15 protein-coding genes and 1 tRNA gene are annotated in these 21,411 nt (G+C 54.3%); 7 read left to right on the top strand and 9 right to left on the bottom strand.

Annotated elements, in window-relative coordinates; translation table 11 throughout:
* The first annotated feature begins 178 nt into the window (after positions 1-178).
* On the top strand, positions 179-931 hold the full coding sequence (locus ACN0XZ_RS10350; protein WP_417457679.1) for a hypothetical protein: 753 nt from the start codon (positions 179-181) through the stop codon (positions 929-931).
* 92 nt (positions 932-1,023) lie between these two features.
* Here the strand turns inward: ACN0XZ_RS10350 and ACN0XZ_RS10345 are convergent.
* The 6 genes from ACN0XZ_RS10345 to ada form a co-directional block, all read right to left on the bottom strand.
* Positions 1,024-1,099, bottom strand: a tRNA-Thr gene (locus ACN0XZ_RS10345).
* 79 nt (positions 1,100-1,178) lie between these two features.
* Positions 1,179-1,550, bottom strand: a complete 372-nt coding sequence (locus ACN0XZ_RS10340) for a hypothetical protein (RefSeq protein ID WP_417457678.1) — start codon at positions 1,548-1,550, stop codon at positions 1,179-1,181.
* A gap of 15 nt (positions 1,551-1,565) precedes the next feature.
* Positions 1,566-2,939 carry a hypothetical protein gene (locus ACN0XZ_RS10335; protein WP_417457677.1) on the bottom strand — a complete coding sequence of 458 codons (1,374 nt, stop codon included), beginning with the start codon at positions 2,937-2,939 and terminating at the stop codon, positions 1,566-1,568.
* Positions 2,940-3,151: 212 nt separating this feature from the next.
* The gene (locus tag ACN0XZ_RS10330; protein WP_417457676.1) at positions 3,152-3,784 is read right to left on the bottom strand and encodes an alpha-ketoglutarate-dependent dioxygenase AlkB; all 633 of its coding nucleotides are present in this window, start codon (positions 3,782-3,784) and stop codon (positions 3,152-3,154) included.
* Positions 3,785-3,796: 12 nt separating this feature from the next.
* Positions 3,797-4,534, bottom strand: coding sequence for a 2OG-Fe(II) oxygenase (locus tag ACN0XZ_RS10325; protein ID WP_417457675.1), 738 nt, complete (start codon positions 4,532-4,534; stop codon positions 3,797-3,799).
* A complete protein-coding gene (gene ada / locus ACN0XZ_RS10320) occupies positions 4,531-5,622 on the bottom strand; it encodes a bifunctional DNA-binding transcriptional regulator/O6-methylguanine-DNA methyltransferase Ada (protein WP_417457674.1) in 1,092 nt (363 codons plus the stop codon). Before ada ends, ACN0XZ_RS10325 begins: the two co-directional genes overlap by 4 nt.
* A gap of 187 nt (positions 5,623-5,809) precedes the next feature.
* Here ada and ACN0XZ_RS10315 point away from each other — a divergent pair, with 187 nt between their 5' ends.
* The 5 genes from ACN0XZ_RS10315 to ACN0XZ_RS10295 all read left to right on the top strand — a co-directional run bounded on the left by ACN0XZ_RS10315 (position 5,810) and on the right by ACN0XZ_RS10295 (position 13,215).
* Positions 5,810-6,256 carry a TerB family tellurite resistance protein gene (locus ACN0XZ_RS10315; protein ID WP_417457673.1) on the top strand — a complete coding sequence of 149 codons (447 nt, stop codon included), beginning with the start codon at positions 5,810-5,812 and terminating at the stop codon, positions 6,254-6,256.
* Positions 6,257-6,590: 334 nt separating this feature from the next.
* Positions 6,591-7,229 (top strand): TetR/AcrR family transcriptional regulator, encoded by a 639-nt coding sequence (locus ACN0XZ_RS10310; RefSeq protein WP_417457672.1) that lies wholly within the window; start codon positions 6,591-6,593, stop codon positions 7,227-7,229.
* 248 nt (positions 7,230-7,477) lie between these two features.
* Positions 7,478-8,659, top strand: coding sequence for an efflux RND transporter periplasmic adaptor subunit (locus tag ACN0XZ_RS10305; protein ID WP_417457671.1), 1,182 nt, complete (start codon positions 7,478-7,480; stop codon positions 8,657-8,659).
* A 207-nt stretch (positions 8,660-8,866) separates the two neighbouring features.
* Positions 8,867-12,007, top strand: coding sequence for an efflux RND transporter permease subunit (locus ACN0XZ_RS10300; protein WP_417457670.1), 3,141 nt, complete (start codon positions 8,867-8,869; stop codon positions 12,005-12,007).
* A gap of 182 nt (positions 12,008-12,189) precedes the next feature.
* Entirely contained in the window at positions 12,190-13,215 is a 1,026-nt protein-coding gene (locus ACN0XZ_RS10295) for a LacI family DNA-binding transcriptional regulator (protein WP_417457669.1), read from the top strand.
* A 25-nt stretch (positions 13,216-13,240) separates the two neighbouring features.
* Here ACN0XZ_RS10295 and ACN0XZ_RS10290 read toward each other — a convergent pair whose 3' ends face one another.
* The 3 genes from ACN0XZ_RS10290 to ACN0XZ_RS10280 are packed head-to-tail and all read right to left on the bottom strand — an operon-like array spanning position 13,241 to position 18,216.
* Positions 13,241-14,842 (bottom strand): alpha-glucosidase, encoded by a 1,602-nt coding sequence (locus ACN0XZ_RS10290; RefSeq protein ID WP_417457668.1) that lies wholly within the window; start codon positions 14,840-14,842, stop codon positions 13,241-13,243.
* Positions 14,835-16,712 carry an alpha-amylase family glycosyl hydrolase gene (locus tag ACN0XZ_RS10285; RefSeq protein ID WP_417457667.1) on the bottom strand — a complete coding sequence of 626 codons (1,878 nt, stop codon included), beginning with the start codon at positions 16,710-16,712 and terminating at the stop codon, positions 14,835-14,837. The genes ACN0XZ_RS10290 and ACN0XZ_RS10285 overlap by 8 nt, the downstream gene beginning before the upstream one ends.
* A complete protein-coding gene (locus tag ACN0XZ_RS10280) occupies positions 16,705-18,216 on the bottom strand; it encodes an MFS transporter (RefSeq protein WP_417457666.1) in 1,512 nt (503 codons plus the stop codon). The genes ACN0XZ_RS10285 and ACN0XZ_RS10280 overlap by 8 nt, the downstream gene beginning before the upstream one ends.
* Positions 18,217-18,635: 419 nt before the next feature.
* On the opposite strand from ACN0XZ_RS10280, the gene ACN0XZ_RS10275 reads away from it, so the two are divergent.
* Entirely contained in the window at positions 18,636-21,389 is a 2,754-nt protein-coding gene (locus tag ACN0XZ_RS10275; RefSeq protein WP_417457665.1) for a TonB-dependent receptor, read from the top strand.
* Positions 21,390-21,411: the final 22 nt, after the last annotated feature.

The following is a 21,411-nucleotide window of genomic DNA, read 5'->3' as shown; positions in this document are numbered from 1 at the left end:
ATTGGCCTATATCACGTCTCTCGGTACCGGATGTACACCTGATGTAAGAATTCAGGGGGAGAGAGTTATGCGGTACTTAGCGTTGCTTCTAGCTTTTATAGCGTCGGCTTGTGCAACAACGATGGACAATAGTCGCGAAGTTTCTCAGATAGTAACGAGAGGAGACCTAGCCCCATTCGTGCTGTCGTCAGACATGAAGAACAACGATTATAGCAATTTGGAAGCTGGCGAGATTGTCATCCTTGCAGAGGGAAATGCTAAGACTTTGGTGCGACCGCCAATTGCCGGACTTGTGGCGAATGTCAAGGTGGACAAAAAAACAGGATATATATCAGGGGCGGAGAAGTTTATTGCCGATATTGACGGTGACGGTATCAATGATGTTGAGGATATCAGTTCATTCGGACGTCCTGGTGGAAGGAATGCCGCCTCTGGAATGACGTCAGATGCCCCGCCGCCTGCGCCAGTGTTCCATTCGCAAGTCTTTCTACAAGTTGAAAATGGTCAATGGCTCCCGCGTGCGTACGTTACGTTTGATAATATGAAGCAGTACGCTGAAACCGACACGACCATGCCGTATATTGTGCTTTTGTACAACGTGGGCGAGGGGGTCTTTAAAGGGGCGCTAACCTTCAAAGAGAAAATTGACCCCCGGATTATAATAAATGAGCCGCCTTCTGTTGTTCCAGCAAAAGATAATCGGGAATTTGTCAGCAATATGCGCGCCATGTCTGGCGTGCCTCTTGGAGGTATCTTTGCTGCGTTCGCGGTGATGGCAACAGACGACTATGAATGGGGGGGGAAGCACGAAGCTCTAATTGAACACATCTACCAAAATGAAAATGGGCTGGTAACAATCACTATTGAGAATATAGAACTGTTACCAGGGCAGGGAGTAGGCTACCTGTTCGATGCTGCCGTTGATTGGTAGGCGGAGGTGGTTTCAGTTGGGTATAGAAGTGCTAGCGTAAGCAATCTATGGCAGCTAGGTGCTGTACTACTAAGCGTATTGGGGAGGGAAAATGGTGCCGGCACCAGGAGTCGAACCCGGGACCTGATGATTACAAATCAACTGCTCTACCAGCTGAGCTATACCGGCACTTTTCGGTATCACGCGCTTGCGTGGCGCATCTTCTATCACAAAAAAAAATCAGTTCAAGCCCTTTTGATGAGAATTATCACGAGGGCGAATTTAGGCTGATATTTGTATGAAAAGCCTCGGTTTGCCAGGCTTCGATATGGAAGGCAGTGGCGCTAAGGCCAAGGCATGCTGCGGCCTCACGCCCGGTTTCCTGCAGGCAGGTGAGGGCACGGTCTTTCTCGCTCGGCAGCACGGAAAGCTGGATCATCAGCACACACTGCCGCTCAAAAGGGCCGTCGTAGGCTTGTTTTACCGCGTCACCGTCTGCGGCCCAGAAGCCGGTTGCGGGGGCGATGGTGGCGCCGCCAAACTGGCGGGCAAGGCGCTCACCAAAAAAGCTGGCGACCTGATCAGCCTCGTGCTCTTCGGTGGTGATGTAAGCAATAAAGCGAATGCGGGTGTTATCCATGGCGTTCGGCTTTCTTCATCGTCTGCCGCGATAGACAGAAAGGGTTATCAGTAACACGATTGTGGTCGCTGCCCAAATCCAGCTATCTGGCGGCAGGGCGGCAAAAGCATCCAGCACGCCGGGAATGCCGTCTTCATAAAGCGTGCCCGTGTGCGTGACATCTGCGAGGCTCAGGAACAGGTCAATCACCGCGACGCCGCCGATGGCGGTGAGGATCAGCTCGATCGAGCGGTTTTGTTTGCTGCGGCGCCTGCTTTCAAGCCGCTCCAGCCGCTTGCGTGCAAACTCGGCCATTTCAAGCGCGCCGCCCGCAACACCATCCAACTCCCACGCGGTGATGGTGTTCTCCAGCACCAGGCGCCGGTGGCGCTGGGCACCGCGCCGGCTTTCGCCAAACTCCATGCTGGCGAAGCTCAGGTGATCAAGCCGTTTGGTCATGGTTTGGAGAAGCGCGTTGGCGCGGCGGCCTTTTCTGATACCGCGTTTCTCGAGCGTGCCGATCTGCAAGAGGATGCTTTTCAGGATCGCGTTATAGGTGGCGAGGATGGCGTTATAAAACTGGCAGAGCGACTGGGCACGAAACCACTCGCGCGCTGCGAAATCCAGCTCCCCTTCCGCGACGAGGAGGCAGTTGCCGGAGCCAATGTGAGCGCGGCCAAACCCGACATCCTGAAGCTCATCCTCCGCCTTGCAGGCTGCCCATTCCAGCAGCGCGGTTTTGTTTTTGGCCTCAAGGCCTTGCTCCGGCACGATGATGGTGCGCCCGGTCCAGAGCACATGGCGTTCGTTTTTGTGTTCCTTATTGTCGAAATGGATGTCGTTAAAAACGTCGAATGCTGCCTGTTTGCGGAAACGAATGGTGTCGCTTTTGATGTCCTCCAGCTTCGTCGTGGTTTCCACAAAGTCGGGGTAGAGCATCTCGTGATAAAGCGTGAGCGCGAGGGCGGAGGTAGCGGCATCAAAGCTTGATTGTTGATCGCTTGTGATGAGGTCAAAGGGCGCTTCTGACCGGGGGCGGTCAAAATCCAGCCTTAGAAGCGCGAGGGTATCGTCAAAAATATAGAGCTCGGCGCAGGCGAGGTTGAGCGCCCACTTGGTGCAGAAGGCCTCGAGCGTTTCGTGTGCGGGGCTGCCATTTGCAAACTCAAGCTCACGCTTGAAAAGTGGCCGGAAAAAGCGCGGGCAGAGGTCGTTCTCAAGGCTGCCGTAGCCATAGGCCCAGGCGAGTGGTGCTGGTTTGCCGGTGCCGCTGAATAGCGTATCAAAACCTGCGCCAGTAAGCGGTAGCGGCGCGCGGGCGTTAAAATCAAACCCGGCGAGGTCTTCGCTTTCAAGATTGATGGGCGCCCTGACGGGCGTGATGGTGCTCAGTCTGAAATGTGCCGTCATAAGCCGTCTGAAAATTCCCCCATGAAACCAGAAGAGGGATGGTAGGGGGTGAGGCGGGAGGGGTCAATCATGGGTTCGGCGCGTGGAGAGCGGGGCAGTCTATCTGCGCCACACTTTGCGCCACAAAAACCGTCACACTTTTCATGAATCTGTGGCGCGTTTCGCCACAGATACGCCGCACATCTGCCACACCCTTTGAGTATTTTTCTGGATCAAAGGGCCTTCCGGAAGGTTAAATTGATGCGTTTTTCACCTATTCTGGCGTCGGAGGCCCGCTCTACTTTCTTAACACCGTGATAGACATGCCGGGCAGGGCCACCAAAAACGATCGCGTCACCGTCGTAAAGCGGGATGTTTTCCGCACTGCCACCACGGGTGAGGCCATAGAGCTGGAAGACGGCGGGGATACCAATGGAAACTGAGACAATCGGCCAGTTTTTGTCGGCTTCGTCCTGGTCAATATGGGGGCTGAGCTTCACGCCGGGGGTATATTCATTGATCAGGCAGGCATCTGGCTCAAAGCCCATGAAGCCCCCGCGTTCTGCGGCTGCTCTAGCCAGCGTGCGGAAGCGTTCCGGCATGGCTGGCCATGGGTTTCCTGTTAACGGGTCAAGGGCCGCGTAGCGGTAGCCGGTGGGTTCTGATACCCAGCCGAGCGGGCCGCAGTTGCTCATGGCGACCTGCATCTGTCGTCCGCCCGGCGTCAGCATGCGCCGAACAGGCGAGACAGCCAGAAGGGTCGGTATTTCCCTGAGTAGCGCGTTTGTATCCGCGAAGGAGGCGAGCAGGGTCACCCCATCGCGGATAGTTTGTTTCTCTGGTCTGAGGTTGGTGAAAAGGTCCATATCTACAATATCTTAGGCGGCATCGTGGTAAATAACACCAAGCATATACCGCATGCCTGATGTAATCTCACTCACCCCGTGGCGCAGGCTTGTGCGGTGATAGCCCCTGCTGCCCAGACGCGGTCGTTCATTCACGGCAAACACAACGGCTTCACCCTGCTTGAGGCTAACGACCTGGGGCCGGGATTGCATGCGGGGGCGGTTTTCAACAAGTACAAATTCCCCGCCCGTAAACTCGGTTTCCGGGTCACTGAGCAGAACGGCCATCTGGAAAGGGAAATATTCTTCGCCGTACAGGTCCTGATGCAGGCAGTTATAGTCACCGGTCTCGTATTTCAGGATCAAGGGTGTTGGGCGCTTCTGCCCTTTGGCGTGGCACCGGGCGGTATAGTCCGCGTGAGCGTCAGGGTAGCGGGTATCCCGCGAAAGCCTTTCATTCCAACGGTTTGCAATGTGGCTGAGCGGCTTGAAACTGGCCTCTCGCATGGTGGCAAGCGGGTCGGGCAGGGGGTAGCGGTAATATTTATACTCCCCCTTGCCGAAGCTATAACGCGCCATGTGAATGTGGCTTCTGTACAAGGCTTCATCCTGATAGCGGGCACGGAAATAAGCGCACTCCGCCAGGCTAAGCAGGGGGCCAAGTTTTGCGAAACCCCGCTCAAGCAGGTTCTCTTCCGCTTTGGCCCAATCAAGGACTGTTGTGCGTTCCTTGAGGGGCATGGTGAAATCATGCGCAGGCGCGTTCATCATGCACTCTCCTTCTCAAGGAGGGCGCGTTTACGCTCAACACCCCAGCGGTAGCCGCTCAGGGCCCCGTCGCTGCGCACAACCCGGTGGCAAGGGATGGCGACGGCGATGCGGTTGCTGGCGCAAGCACGAGCAACAGCCCGCACCGCTTCTGGTGCACCAATCGCCTCGGCCACATCCTTGTAACTCTTTGTTTCGCCAGCAGGTATTTCCCTAAGCGCGGACCAGACCTTTTGCTGGAAGGCGGTGCCGCGAATATCGAGCGGGAGGTCGGCGGGCGGGGCCTTGCCGTCCTCAATCATCGCAATCGCTGTGCTGACCCAGGCCTTGAGCGTTGTGCTTGCTTCCTCAAGCGTCGCACCCGGAAACTCGCCAATAAGTGCGGCTTCAAGCGCTGTGCGGTCATCACCAAGCTGGATGGTGCACACGCCTTTTTCGGTCGCACCCACCAAGATAAAGCCAAGGGAGCAGGTCGCGATGGCGTAGCGGATTGTCTTGCCCGCGCCGCCTGCGCGGTATTCCTTCGGGGTCATACCAAGGATGCCTTGCGCGTTTTCATAAAACCGGCTGTTGGTATTATAGCCTGCATCATAAATCGCTTCGGTTACTGTGCGGCTTTCCTTCAGGCTGCCTTTCACGTTTTTTGCCCGGTGGCTGGTGGCATAAGCCTTTGGTGTTACACCGGTAATCTCCTTGAAAACCCGGTGAAAGTGATAAGGGCTCAGGCCAACTTGGGCGGCAACGTCCGCGAGCGGCGGCGCGGTTTCTGCGTCCTCAATAAAACGGCAGGCGTCGGCCACCAGTTTTGTGCGCTCATGCCAAGTTGGGGTTTCCGTTGGCTTGCACCGCTTGCAGGGGCGAAAACCCGCCGCTTCGGCGTCCACAGGTGTGCTGTGGAAAGCCACATTCTCCCGCCGGGGTTGCCGGGCACCGCATGAGGGCCGGCAGTAAACGCCCGTCGTGGCAACGGAGAAAAAGAAGTGGCCGTCGGCGGTTTTGTCACGCCTCAGCAAGGCCTGCCATTTCGCCTCGTCGGTTTTGTAATCGCTGCCTTCGGGGTCGGTCATCTTGATTATTGTCTCAACGCTCATCTGTCTCTCCTCGCAGTATATATCAAGCGATGGGCAAAACATAAGTGACCTTGGCGACCAGTGCGTTCCGAAGCTTGCTGTTGAATTCAGTTTTTGGTGATGCACGCCCTGAAGCCTTGAGTTTGTGCGCTTTTGGGGCCATATAGAGAGCATAAAACAAAGACATAAATGATGACGAGGAAGAGCAATGTGGCAGCAGGTGTCCGAGCTTCTGGGCCTTTCGGGTGATAACAAAAAGGGTAATGCGAACGAGCTTCAACTGGCGACTGCCGCGCTGATGGCGCATGTGGCTGCAAGTGATGGTGATTTCTGCGCTGATGAACGGGAACGGCTGACCGACTGCATGACCGAGCATTTCTGGCTCTCAAGCGAAGAGGCGGAAGACATCCTTGAGCAAGCCTTGGCTGAGGAGCGAGATGCGACGGATCTCTATGTTTTTACCCGCGTGATCTCAAAGGAGCTGGATCAGGACGGCCGCCAGGAAATTGTCAGGCTTTTGTGGCAGGTCGCTTTTGCTGACAACAAGCTTGATAACTTTGAAGCCAATGTGCTCGCGAAAATTGCTGGCCTGTTGGGGGTGACGGAGCAGGACCGTATCAAGATCAAGCATGAAGTAGAAGCCGCGCTTGCCTGAGAAGTGGCCTTCACCCCACCATAAACATATAAATTACGAAACTGCTGACAGCGGCAATATTCAGGACACTGATGAAGCCTGATGTGCCGCTGCTTGCTGACGTGGTGTTGTTCTGGGTGTTCATGATGGTCTCCTGTTGTTGTCCTCAGGAGATGGGGGAGCTCTCGGATATCAAAAGAACCATCATTTGCAACAGGCTGTTCCAATTTTTGGAACGTGAGGCGCATATGGTGTCTGGCAAGCATGCCTAAAGTTACATGTGTTCCCTTGAAAAGAGACCGACCGGTATGTATATAAGGTAATGAAATTCAGCCAAAGTCGGGAAGAGGTTGAGATGACAAGGGCCAAAAATACGCGGGAGCGTTTGCTCGATACTGCGATCGATCTGATCTGGAAGAGCAATTATACACGCGTCGGTGTGAACGAGATTTGCAAAGCTGCAGGCGTTACAAAGGGTGGGTTTTATCATCACTTTGAAACGAAGGCTGATCTTTTTTATGAAGCTTCTGTCCACCATTGGGAACAGAAGAAACATGAAATGGATGAGGTGTTCTCACCTCGGTATACCCCGATTGAGCAGCTTGAAAATCTGGTTACCCATATCCTTGCGTACCAGACGGAAGAAGAGCTGGGTGACGATAACCCGGTTTCTGGCTGCCCGTTTTTCACAAGCGGTGCCCAGGTTGGTACGGGTGAAGACAAGGTGCGGCAAGCGGGCCAGCTTATGTGCGAAAACGCGCAGAAGTACGACGAAGCCCTGGTTCGTGGCTTGCAGTCTGGCGGGTATCTCAACAGTGAATGTGACCCCAAACAGATCGCCCGCATCCTGCTTCAATACGTGCAGGGATTGCTGCTTTATGGTCGTACCTTCTATGACCTTGAAGTTGTCAAACAGGATATCCGTGAAGGGCTCTATAGGCTTCTGGACGTGAAAGCAGAGTACCGCATTCAGGCTCAGCCAAAAGCAGCCTGAGCCTACCTTCAGATCTCATCTGTTGATGTTGCCATCCGACTTGGGTGGCAACTTTTTTATGTGGCATTTTGTCGCCCGGTGCAGCTTCAAACTGTTGAAAATCAGCCACTATAAGTCTCATGAATAACGGCGATCAGAATTAAAAATCGCAAAAGGGGTTGAAAACATACCGATCGGTATGCATTTAGGCTCCAAGCGAAACAAACCGACCGGTATGTAGCTGGTCAAAAGACACCGAGGACACGACAATGAGCAACACAAAAGCATATCTGAAAAGACACACCGCTGTTGCCGCCCTTTTGGCAACTGCAGTTGTAGGCGGTTTTGGCGCATATCACTTCAATGACGTACAGGCTGATGAAGCGCCTGTGGCAGCCGCACCTGCGGCACCAGAAGTTGAAGTAACAGCCATTCAGCCAGAAGAACTCCGCCAGTGGCGCGAATTTTCCGGCCGCCTGACCGCGGTTGACTATGTGGAAATTCGTCCCCGTGTCGGTGGCACCATCCATAAAGTTGCTTTTGCTGATGGCGATTACGTGAAGAAGGGCGACCTCTTGTTTGTGATTGACCCACGCCCGTTTGAGGCTGCGGTTGCCCGCGCGGAAGCGGATATTGCCTCCGCCAAATCCCAGCTCATTTTAACGGAAGCTGAGTTGAAGCGTGCGGCCGAATTGGTTGAAAGCAGCTTTGTTTCAAAAAGTGCGTACGACAAGCGCAAGAATGATCAAGAGGTTGCTTTGGCAACGCTCAAGTCTGCGGAAGCGCAACTGACAACAGCGAAGCTCAATCTTGACTACGCCCACGTAACCGCGCCGGTGTCAGGTATTGTGAGCCGGGCGGAGATCACAGTTGGCAACCTTATCGAGACGGGCGCTGCAGCACCAGTCCTCACCACAATCGTCTCAAATGACGAGCTTTACGCTGAGTTCAACGTGGATGAGCGCACTTATATTGCCGCAAAACGCCAAGCGTCAAAAGGTGGCTCCATGCCCGTGGTGATGACGCTCTCAGGTGACGCGAGTGTGTCTTATGAGGGTGAGCTTTCATCCTTTGATAACCGCCTTGACCTGCGCTCCGGTACGATCCGCGCTCGTGCAGTGTTCCAAAACACAGACGGTGCCCTGACACCGGGCATGTTTGCAGACATTCGTCTCGGTTCACCAGCCAAGGAAGAAGTGCTTGTGGTCAGCGACAAGGCAGTGGGTACGGATCAGGACAAAAAGTTCGTCTACACCGTGAACTCTGATAATATTGTGGAGTATCGCGAGGTGAAGCTCGGTCGCAGCGTTGGTGGTGGCAGGGTTGTGCTTTCTGGCCTTGAGGCTGGTGAGCGGGTTATCGTGAACGGCTTGCAGCGTGTGCGTCCTAACATTCAGGTAGCGGCACGCACGGTTGAACAGCCCGTTCAGACCGCGATGGTTGGCCAATAAGGTCAAGTACGATTGAACCGCATGGATTCGATTGAGAGATAAGGCATCCGGGTATTCCTAAAACCCGGATGTTATTCCTAGAAGCGCCGGATGTTGGGTGGCGCATTGTTCCAAAATTCGTATGTGCTCGGCCAGAGTTGAGGCTGCGGCATGTTCTATTGCGTACCGCCAGCCTTGAGCGTGAGCGCAACAGCACGGAGACACGAGATGAACATCTCCCGTTTTTTTATTGATCGCCCCATCTTTGCCGGTGTGCTGTCGATCGTGGTTTTCATGGCTGGCCTTATCGCCATGTTCCGCCTGCCGATTTCCGAATATCCTGAGGTGGTGCCGCCTTCAATCGTTGTAACAGCGCAGTTCCCCGGCGCAAACCCGAAGGTGATTGCGGAAACCGTTGCGACCCCGCTTGAGGAGCAGATCAACGGTGTAGAGAACATGCTTTATATGTTTTCCCAGGCGACCTCTGACGGCCGCATGACGTTGACCGTAACCTTCAAGATCGGGACAGATGCTGACCTCGCACAGCAACAGGTACAAAACCGGGTGGCGCAGGCCACGCCGCGCCTGCCCGAGGTGACCCGCCGTTTGGGGGTGACCACGGTTAAAAGCTCGCCAGACCTCACCATGGTGGTGCACCTGCGTTCGCCCAATGAGCGCTACGATATGCTTTACCTCAGGAACTATGCCGTTCTGAACGTGAAAGACCAGCTCGCGCGTATTCAGGGTGTTGGCCAGGTGCAGATTTTTGGCGCGGGCGACTATGCCATGCGGCTGTGGCTTGACCCTGAAAAGATCGCCGAGCGCGGCCTTTCAGCGAGTGAGGTGATTGCGGCTGTTCGTGAACAGAATATCCAGGTTGCTGCCGGTATGATTGGTGGTGCGCCTTATGATGACGGTATTGAGCTTCAGTTGCCGATCAACGCCAAAGGGCGGCTCGGCACCACTGAGGAGTTTGGTGATATCATCATCCGCGCGGGTGACGCGGGCCAGATCACGCGGCTGCGCGACGTTGCGCGTATTGAGCTTGGCGCGTCCCAATATGCGCTGCGTTCCATGCTCGATAATAAACCAGCTGTTGCGGTGCCTGTGTTTCAGGCGCCCGGCGCAAACGCCATTGAAATTTCCAACAATGTACGCGCGACCATGGAAGAGCTGAAAGCCAACTTCCCCGAGGGTGTTGACTATAGCATCGTTTACGACCCCACGGTTTTTGTTCGGGGGTCTATTGAGGCGGTTGTTAAAACGCTGCTTGAAGCGGTCGCGCTGGTTGTTCTTGTTGTTATCGTCTTTCTCCAGACATGGCGGGCATCGATTATTCCGTTGCTTGCTGTTCCCGTGTCGATCGTCGGTACCTTTGCGTTGATGTTTATGTTTGGATTCTCCATCAACGCACTCTCTCTATTTGGCTTGGTACTGGCGATCGGCATCGTGGTGGACGATGCCATTGTGGTGGTCGAAAACGTTGAGCGCTATATCGAGAATGGTATGTCGCCAAAAGAAGCAACCTATCAGGCGATGCGCGAGGTAAGCGGGCCTATTATCGCAATCTCGCTGACGCTGGTGGCTGTGTTTGTGCCGATTGCTTTCATCAGTGGCCTGACAGGCCAGTTCTACAAGCAGTTCGCGCTTACAATTGCCATCTCAACCGTGATTTCAGCCTTCAACTCCCTGACGCTCAGCCCGGCACTCGCGGCTTTGTTGCTGAAGGGCCATGACGCGCCGAAAGACAGGTTGACCCGGGGTATTGATGCCGTGTTCGGTGGCTTCTTCCGGCTGTTTAATCGCACCTTTAAAAGCAGTTCAGATGCTTACTCCGGCGGTGTTTCAAAAATCCTTGGCCGCAAGACAATTGCGGTTGTGATCTATGCAGTGCTGTTGGGGCTCACCTACCAGAGCTTTGAAGAAGTGCCGCAGGGTTTTGTGCCCGGGCAAGACAAGCAGTATCTGGTTGGTTTTGCTCAACTGCCGGACGGTGCAACGCTTGAGCGTACCGAAGCTGTTATCCGCGAGATGGGCGAGATTGCCCTTAAGGAACCAGGCGTTCAAAGCGCGGTTCAGTTCCCGGGCCTTTCGATCAACGGTTTCACCAACAGTTCGAGCGCGGGCATTGTGTTTGTAACGCTTGACCCGTTTGAAGAGCGTAAAGGCGAGGCCATGTCGGGCGGTGCCATCGCGGGCCGGCTGCAGCAGCAGTTTGGTGGTATTGAAGAAGCTTTCATCGCGATTTTCCCACCACCACCGGTGCAGGGCCTTGGCACAATCGGTGGCTTCAAGCTGCAGATCGAGGACCGGACGGACCTTGGCTATGAAGCCCTGAATGGTGCTCTGCAGCAGGTTTTGCAGAAAGCATGGGCGGCGCCTGAACTTACTGGCGTGTTTTCGAGCTATCAAATCAACGTGCCGCAACTTTATGCTGACCTTGACCGCGAGCGGGCAAAACAGCTTGGCCTGAATATCGACGAAATTTTCAATACGATGCAGGTTTATCTGGGCTCGCTCTATGTCAATGATTTCAACAATTTTGGCCGTACCTATCAGGTGATCGCACAAGCTGACAAACAGTATCGTTCGTCCGCAGAATCTGCGCTTCAGCTCAAGGTGCGCAACTCATCAGGGGATATGATCCCGCTCGCATCTGTGATGACGATGAATGAGAGTTATGGCCCTGAAAGTGCACAGCGCTACAATGGTTTTCGGGCAGCTGACCTGAACGGTGACGCGGCACCCGGCTACTCAAGCGGGCAAGCACAGGCGGCTATTTCCAAAATACTGGATGAGACACTGCCCAAAGGCATGACCTACGAGTGGACGGACCTGACCTACCAGCAGATTCTGGCAGGCAATACGGCTGTGTTTGTTTTCCCGCTCTGTGTGCTTCTGGTGTTCCTTGTGCTCGCTGCCCAGTATGAGAGCCTGACACTGCCGCTGGCGGTTATCTTGATCGTGCCCATGAGCGTTCTTTCTGCCATGGCAGGTGTTTGGCTCACGGGTGGTGACAATAATATCTTCACCCAGATCAGCTTGTTTGTGCTGGCGGGTCTCGCCTGTAAAAACGCGATCCTGATTGTGGAGTTTGCACGAGAACTGGAGATACAGGGTCGCTCTATCGTGGAGGCCGCCATTGAGGCCGCGCGGATGCGGCTTCGCCCGATCCTGATGACGTCATTCGCCTTCATCATGGGTGTGGTGCCGATGGTACTTTCAACGGGTGCGGGCGCCGAGATGCGGAACGTGATGGGTATTGCGGTGTTCTCAGGTATGCTAGGTGTAACCTTCTTTGGTCTTTTCTTCACACCAGTCTTCTACGTGCTATTGCGTAAGCTGGAGACCAGGAAAAAGACAGCCTAGAAGCACCTCTCCCAGAGCTATATGGCGGCCTCGTCGTGCACAGTGCGGCGGGGCCGTTTTCTGTTCCCCTTGCAATCAGTGCAAAGAGAATTATGGCCGCAAACTATAGTAGAGATTGACTAAAATAGGGTAGTGGCGAGATAATGCTTACCCTGATGCAAAAATATGCAAGAATGTGATCCATGGACGAATCCGATAAGAAAAACCTGAGGCGGCTTGAGGACTTGGCACTGTTGGCCAATGTCTCAATTTCAACAGTCTCACGCGCGTTAAACGATAGCCCGCTGGTGTCGGATCGTACCAAAAAGCGCATCATGTCGCTTGCGCACAATAATAATTATTCCGGGCGCCTCAAGGATAAGGTTTACACGGATGAGGCGGACAAGACGATCTCGATCATCATTCCGCCGCCACAAGGGCGAGACACACGGCTTTCCGACCCTTTTACGCTTGATCTGATTGGTGGTATCGGCGACGCGCTAAAGGAACGCAACTGCGATATGCTGATCTCCCACCTCACGATGACGGACTATCAAAGTGCGGCCAGTTTGGTGGCGAGCGGACGCTGTGACGGCCTCGTGGTGATTGGCCAAAGTACCCTGCACGCGCAGCTGAACCAGCTTGCACAAAAAAAAGTGCCCTTTGTGGCGTGGGGTGCGCAACTGCCTGAGCAGCAATATTGCTCGGTGGGAAGTGATAACCAACAAGGCGGCCGCCGCGCGACAAACCACCTTATTCGCATGGGCTGCAAACGCATTGTGTTTGTGGGTGACGCTGAGGGGCCTGAGGTGCAGTTGCGGCTTGCGGGCTACCGCGAGGCGCTTGAGCTGAGCGGCCTTGGGTATCAGGAAGAACTGGTGCGGCCCGCTCATTTCTATCCGGAATCGGGCATGGAAGCGATTGACGTGCTTATTGAACAGGGCATCAAGTTTGACGGTGTGGTTGCCGCAAGTGACATGATCGCTATCGGTGCCATGCGCGGCATTGCGCGCGCGGGCTTGCGTATACCGCAGGATGTTTCCGTGATCGGGTATGATGATGTGCTTGTGGCGGCTTATTCAAGCCCCGCGCTCAGCACAATCCGGCAGGATGTTACCAAAGCAGGCAGGTTGCTGGTGAGCAAACTCCTGCGCATGCTCGAAGGCCAGAACGTGCAATCTTCCAACCTGCCGACTGACCTGATTATCAGGGAGTCTTGCGGCTCTTAGAACCGCAAGACAGCTTCGGGCTTAGCTATACAGATGCGATGAAACCGCCGCACACGGGCAGGCGGTTCTGGTGTGCGCTCTCAACGCCGCCGATGCCTAACAGAAATTTTTGGGGGGGCATCGGACAGGCCCAAGTGGCTTCTTCCTCACCAAGGTTGAAGACGCAGAGCAGGGTCTCATCACCTAGTGTACGGGTAAAGGCGATCACCGGCTCCGGCACATCAATGAAACTAATCTCACCTGTAACCAGAGCAGGGTGCACTTTCCTGAGGGTCAGCAAATCACGCGTGAAGGCGAGGGTGGATGCCGGGTCATCTTCCTGTGCGTTTACCGCGAGCGGGAAATGCGCTGCATCAAACGGCAGCCACGTGTCAGCAGGCCAGCCGCCGCCTGCACCTTCGCATGACCAAGGCATGGGCGTGCGGCATCCGTCGCGGCCCAATGTTTCTGGCCAGTTTTTGATCGCCTCAGGGTCCACAAGCCGGTCGTAGGGCACATCTGCCTGCGGCAGGCCCAACTCTTCGCCCTGATAGATGAAAATCGTTCCCTTGAGCGATAGAAGGAGCGCGTTCATTGCCTTGGCGAAGGCTTCGGCTGGTCTTGACCGTTTCCAGCGTGATACCACCCGCTTGCGGTCATGGTTTGAGAAGGTCCAAGACGGCCAACTGTCTGCCGCCTGATCCCAATCTTCAATTGCGCCGCGAATGCCGGGTACGGTTAGCTCTTCTTCCTCAAGGAAAATGAAGCTATAGGCCGTGTGCAGCAGTTGGTTACCTTTGGTGTAAGCCGCCATTTCCTCCAGCGAGCGCCTGCCACCCACTTCCGCAACGGTAAATTTGGCACCGTAGTCGTCAATCAGCGTGCGGAGACGTGTGAGGAATTTTTCAATATCGGGATGCGACTGGTTATAAATCTGATCCTGCATATCGAACGGGCGTACCGCATTGCCGTTCTTATAGGGCGGGTTATCCCTCAGCTCCGGGTCATGCATATAGAAATTTGTGGCATCAAGCCGGAACCCATCAACACCCCTGTCCAGCCAGAAGCGGGCCACGGACAGGAGTTCTTCCTGCACCGCCGGGTTATGAAGGTTCAGGTCCGGCTGTTCTGAGAGGAAGTTGTGCAGATAGTATTGCTTGCGTGCGGCGCTCCATGTCCATGCAGGTCCCGCGAAAACAGATTGCCAATTGTTTGGCGGGCTGCCGTCAGGCTTCGCGTCAGCCCAGACAAACCAGTCTGCCTTGTCGCCGTTTTTGTCCTTCTTACTTTCCTGAAACCATTCGCAGTCCATCGAAGCATGGGAATAAACCTGATCAATGACGACTTTCAGGCCTAGTGAATGAGCCTTTGCCAGCAGACGGTCAAAATCCTCTAGCGTACCAAATACGGGGTCAACATCACGGAAGTCCGCGACGTCGTAGCCGAAGTCATGCATGGGGGATTTGAAGAAGGGTGATACCCAGATACCGTCCACCCCAAGGCTGGCAACATAGTCCAGTTTGGAGGTTATGCCGTTCAGGTCACCAACGCCGTCGCCATTGCTGTCGCAAAAGCTGCGGGGGTAGATCTGGTAAATTACAGCGCCTTGCCACCATTCACTCACGCTTGATACTCCATCATTACTCATTTGTGCAGCCGTTCAGGCTGTGCGCTGACCAGCTTAAGGCGGGCATGGTCACAGCAGTTTTTTTGTTGTCTGTTTTGAGGGATACGGTCGTCCCGCCTACATGGCAGATTGTGCCAGAGAGGCTCAGGTCCGCACTGGCCTCACGACCAGAAGTGTTGAAAATGATGACCAATGTTTCATCATCATTTTTACGCTCTATGGCAAAGATGCCAGGCTCATTAGCCGCATGTAAAACTGTTTGCTCACCACCACGCAGCGCTGGATGCTTCATCCTGAAGGATGCGAGTTCAGTCAGCGTCTTATAAAGAGGGTGGCTCGTGTCGAAATTATCGACCTCTGGCGTCACATCTGAGCCGATCGCTTCATTGTCGTTATAAACAGCAACCTGGCTCGGGAACATGTCTTCCCGTGCGTCCTGGTCATGCCCGTCGCCGGTGAAGCCTTGTTCATCACCATAATAAACAACCGGCACCCCGCGGGTCATATACATCAGCGCGTGCGCCAGTTGGCTGCGTGCCAGGGCTTCGGATTTATCGGCATTCTCGGCGGTGACGATAAAGCGGCCGATGCGGCCCATATCGTGGTTGCCAAGGAAGGTGGGCAGGATAGAGGCGCTGCTCCATGCTGTGTCATAGAGGTGATCCTGCGCGTAAAAGTCTTTCAGGAGCTTCGGCGCCTTGCCGTCAGCGATAACCTGACGGGCCTGCCACTGAAAGCCAAAATCAAGCACAGCGGGCAGCTTCGCAACGCGTGTGAAGTGGCTCAGGTGTTCCGGGTTGCCGTCATAAACCTCACCAAACACATAAAACTGGTTGATACCTTCTGATTTGGCATGGTCGACAATGGCGGGCGCAAAAGTCTGCCAGAAACTATCGTTAACGTGCCGCACTGTATCGATACGGAAACCGTCGATCTTGAACTCGCTGATCCAGAATTTATAGATGTCAATAAAACCCTGTTTGACATCAGGGTGTTCGGTGAACAGATCATCAAGGCCGGCGAAATCACCATAGAGCGAGCTTTCGCCCTTCCATTCGCTGTCTCCCCGGTTGTGATAGTAGCGAATATCGTTGAGCCACGCGGGCACTTTCACGCTCTCTTCGCCTTTCGGGATATAGGGCGTGTAGGCGAAGGTCTGGTCCGTCAGTTTTGCAAAATTCTCTAGCGTTTGATGCTCGGGCTCGTCGCCTTCGAAGCCTTGGTTGATGGGTTTGCCATCTGCTTCTCCGACCGTTGTGTAGGGGTAATCCGCCTTGCTGCGATAGTCGCAAAGTGGCACATTGCCGTCCGCTGTCAACTCTTCTTCGGGCAAACATTCCTGATATTTGATCACGTCCGCCGTGTGGTTGGTGATGATGTCAAAAATCACCTTCATGTTGCGCGCATGGGCAGCGGCGACAAAGGCTTTGAGGTCATCATTGGTGCCAAGGTGTGGGTCTATCTGCGTAAAATCAGTGATCCAGTATCCGTGATATCCGGCGGTGACATTCTCGACATTCCCTTGGGTTGGCTTGTTTTTGAAAATGGGGGTGAGCCAGATTGCGCTGACGCCCATATCGGCAAGATAGTCCAGTTTGTCGGTCAGGCCCTCGAGGTCACCACCGTGATAAAAGCCTTTATGGCTGGGATCAAAGCCGTGATCAATCGGTGTGCCCTCGATGCCGCCGCGATCATTGCCTGTATCGCCGTTTGCGAAACGGTCCGGCATGACAAAATACATGATGTCATCGGTTATTGGCCGTTCATTATAGGGCTTAAGGGCCTCGGGTCGCGGTGTTGCAGGGCCTGAGATGGCAGCAGTTGTGACGCAGCTTGCAAGAGCTGTCGCGGCCAGCAGGTTGCGGCTGAGTGAAAAGATTTGTTTACGCATTACTAGTTTCTCCTCTGCCAACAATCAGGGTGGTGAAGCCGCCAATGATCATGGATACGCCGCCGATAACGAGTGCATAGATTGGCTCACCGCCGAAGAAGCTTTTCACAATCAGGCTCAGCACACTTGCGGCCAGCAGCTGTGGGATAACGATGAAAAAATTGAAGATGCCCATATAGACGCCCATTTTTGCAAAAGGCACCGCGCTTGAAAGCAGCGAGTAGGGCACGGACAAGATGGACGCCCAAGCGATACCGACACCGACCATGGATAGAAGAAGCCACGTTGGGTCGCTGATGAAAATCATGGACACCAGCCCGGTGCCACCGAGGCATAGGTTAATAAGGTGCGTGACGCGACGACCAAACAGATCAGCGAGTTTGGGGATCAGGAGCGCCGCAAGCGCCGCAAACACATTATATGCCGCAAATAAAACACCGACCCAGTCAGCCCCTTCGTTAAATGCGGCGGACGTAGTGTCTGTCGCACCAAAATGAAAAGCGGTTACTGCGGGGGTCGAGCTTGTCCACATGGCAAAAAGGGCGAACCATGAGAAGAACTGCACCGCTGCCAGCTGTTTCATCACGCGGGGCATGAGGAAAATATCGTCAACCACTTCACAGAAGCCGTTACGGCCCATATCACGGTGTTTCAAAATGCCTGTGGCGATCTGCAAAAGGCCAAACGTCGCTATACCGCCCACGAGGATATAGAGCTGCTTGTCCAGACCTTGTGACGCCACAAGCCAAATGCCCGCGCCACCCGCTATCAGCCAGAAGGTTGAGGCTTTCAAGTACACTGAGGATGTGCGCTCACGTGTTTCGTGTTGGAGCGGTTCAGTGTGCTTTGCTTCCGCCTCAGCGAAAGCATCCAGCTGTTCCGGCGTATATTCCCTGCTTTTTAGGACGGTCCATAAAACCGCGAACAGCAGGGCACCACCACCGATATAAAAAGACCATTTCACCGAATCGGGGATCACGCCTTCAGGCGCCACATTGCTTACATCAAACCAGTTGCTCATCATATAAGGCAGCGCAGAGGCCACGACTGAGCCAACGCCAATGAAAAAGCTTTGCATTGCGAACCCGGTGGTGCGTTGCTTTTCTGGCAGGTTGTCACCAACAAAGGCGCGGAAAGGTTCCATTGTGACATTGATGGAGGCATCCATGATCCAGAGCATGCCCGCCGCAACCCATAGGGCAGGGGAGTTGGGCATGAACAGAAGTGAGGCCGTTGCGAGAATAGCACCCCACAGGAAATAAGGGCGCCTGCGGCCCATGCGGGTCCAGGTTCTGTCGCTCATATATCCGATGATGGGCTGAACGATGAGGCCGGTCAGAGGGGCTGCAACCCATAACATGGGGATGTCGTCAAAGCTGGCGCCAAGGGTCTGGAAGATACGGCTGACATTGGCATTCTGCAGGGCGAAGCCGAACTGTATGCCCATGAAACCAAAGCACATATTCCAGATTTGCCAAAACCCCAATTGTGGCTTGTTGGTCATAAAGAACCCTCTTCCCAAACGGTATAAAACCTTAACTTTCGATTGCCGTTCTTCCCCTCGGCAATTCTCGTATTATCAGTTTTTGCAAAAAATGCAAAAAAAAATGAAAATATTTTTATCAAGGGGTGATGGGTGTTGGTCCGTGTCTGCGAAAATGAGGTCTATTATTAGTTATATATTAAAAAAATAGCTCTATAATTGCGCTGTTGCAGGAAGATCACGGTGTTTTCATTGTTTGCAATGTTTAGCAAAAAAATGAAAAAATATCTTGATTTTTGCAAAATTATGGACGCATTTTGAAAAAAGGGAATGCCAATGCGCTCCGGTGGAAGGGGGCGTACAGGTTCACCAAAGCACTTTGGTTTAGGGAAAGGTGCAGGGTGACCCGGGAAACGTTAAGAGCGGAAGGGGAAGGTTGCATGCGCACCTCAAGGACTAGGTCTACACTTTTATCATTTGCGTCACTCTCGGCAATCGCGCTCGCGGCAGCGCCTGCAATTGCGCAAGAGACAGAAAGCCAAGCCACAGAAGTTGGCGAGCTTGAAGAAATTACCGTAACCGGCATTCGTGCCAGTATCATGAACTCGGTCGCCCGCAAGCGTGAGAGTTCGTCAATCGTTGAGGCGATTTCGGCGGAAGACCTCGGCAAACTGCCAGATGCGTCGATCGCAGAATCGATTGCTCGGTTGCCGGGCCTTGCGGCGCAGCGTCTTGACGGCCGCGCCAACGTGATCTCCATCCGTGGTCTCGCGCCTGATTTCACCACAACGACGCTGAATGGTCGTGAGCAGGTTTCAGCCAACAACAACCGGGCCGTGGAATATGACCAGTATCCGTCTGAGCTGATCAACGGTGTTGTTATCTATAAAACGCCTGACGCCAGCCTTACCTCACAGGCCGTGGGCGGTACTGTTGATATGCAAACCATTCGCCCGCTTGCTTATGGTGAGCAGGCGCTGGTGGTGAACGTGCGTGGTGAATACGCTGATCTGGGCGCCTTGAACTCAGGCACATCTGCCTGGGGTTACCGCGCCAGCGTTTCCTATGTTGACCAATTCGCGGATGACACCGTTGGTGTGGCGTTTGGTTATGCCCGTATGCTTTCGCCAACACAGGAAGAGCGCTGGAACGCCTGGGGTTTCCCGGGCGACAATGGCAATGCTGACGGCAACCTGGTGATCGGTGGTGCCAAGCCATATGTTAAATCAAACGAGTTGACCCGTGACGGCCTGCTCGGTGTGATTGAATATGCGCCGCACGACAGCGCATTCCGCACCACGATCGACGCCTATTATTCCAAGTTTGATGATGAACAGACCCTTCGGGGTATCGAAATCCCGCTTTCATGGTCTGGTGCACAGTTGCAGGACGGCTGGACCGAAGTGGACGGCCTGATCACCGAAGGTCAGTTCAATGGCGTTGAGGCTGTTGTTCGCAATGACTTTGTTGACCGTAAAGCGGAAACCATCGCCCTCGGCTGGAACACCGAATACCAGATGAACGAAAGCTGGCTCCTGGAAGCTGATCTCAGCTACTCCAAGGTGGACCGTGTTGAGCGCAACACGGAGACCTATGCTGGTACTGGCCGTGGCTCAGGTGTTGGCGCAACCGATGATATCGGCTTCAGCATCACGCCAGACGGTGCTGCTGTCTTCACGCATGGTCTGAACTACTCTGATCCGGCCCTTATGCAGCTTGGTGGTCCGCTGAGCTGGGGTGGCGGTCTTGTCAATGCTGGTGCCTATCCGGCCGACAACGCGCAGGATGGTTTCATCAACGCACCGGAAGCGGATGACGAGCTTTATGCAATTCGTCTGAGCGCAGAGCAGACAGTGCAAAACGACTTCCTGAGCTCCATTGAGTATGGCGTACGCTACGCAAAACGCACAAAAAGCCTGGATGACAAAGGCTACTTCCTGACGCTGAAAGACTATCCAGCGGATGTGCCAGTGCCTTCGCAGTATCTGCTGGACCCGACATCGCTTGCGTTCATTGGCATGGGCAATGTGCTCTCCTATGACGCGCGTGCGCTCTTTGACTCCGGCGCTTACGTGCTCACTGATGCGTCCGAGAGTGAACTGTCCCGTTCCACCAACAGTTGGCTCGTGGAAGAGAAAGTCTTCAATGGCTACGTGCAAGCCAACATCGACACCATGGTGGGTGACCGCCAGTTGACGGGTAACGTGGGTGTTCAGGCAGTGCATACCGACCAAAGCTCCACCGGTGCTGCGGCGCGTGTTGTGGCGGTGAACGGTGTGAACACGGTTCAGCTCATTGAGGTAACCGACGGTGCCAAATACTGGGATTTCCTCCCCAGCATGAACCTGAGCTACAACCTCAGTGAAAATAACAAGATCCGCTTCAGCGTGGCGCAGGTACTCGCCCGTGCGCGCATGGACCAGATGAACGCGGGTTTTGAGCTGGGATATGACCAAGTTACTCGGACCGTGCGCGGTAAAGGTGGCAACCCACAGCTGAAGCCGTTCAAAACCTGGCAGTTTGACCTTGCTTTTGAAACCTACTTTGGTGACGGCGGTTACGTATCGCTCGCAGGCTTCTACAAGAAGGTGCAAAGCTTCCCGTTCACCACATTCACCGAGTATGATTTCTCCGACATCCTGGCGCAGGCAGAGATCGACGACGCTATCTCAACAACCGGTTTGATCGAGCAGCCTGACAATATTGATGGCGGCAAGGTTTACGGTGTTGAGTTCTCCGCAAGCCTGCCGTTCAACATGGTCAGTGAATCGCTTGACGGTTTTGGCGCCTTGTTCTCAGCAAGCTTGACGGAAAGCTCGATCAAGGAAACACCGGATAGCGACCCGATCCAGATGCCTGGTTTGTCCAAAACGGTTATCAACAGCACCGTTTACTATGAGAAGTATGGCTTCCAGGCGCGGGCCAGCTTGCGGCACCGCTCAAGCTTCCTGGGTGAAGTTTCAACGCTCAGCCTGCAACGCGCGCTTGTGGACGTGAAGCCTGAAACCATCATCGATGCACAGATCGGTTACGATTTGAGCGAGGTTGGTATCGATGGTCTCTCGGTGCTCTTCCAAGTCAACAACCTAACGAACGAGCCGTTTACGTCATACTATAACGGTGACCCTCGTCAGGTGCGTGACTTCCAGAGCTATGGCCGCACATATCTGTTTGGTGTGAAGTACCGCATGTAGGACACATGAGACTTGTGAAGTC

Origin of the sequence: Kordiimonas sp. (genome assembly GCF_048264555.1) — a bacterium.
Classification (GTDB): Bacteria; Pseudomonadota; Alphaproteobacteria; order Sphingomonadales; family Kordiimonadaceae; genus Kordiimonas.
The sequence above is the reverse complement of the archived record's forward strand: the minus strand, read 5'-3'. Positions and strand labels throughout refer to the sequence as shown.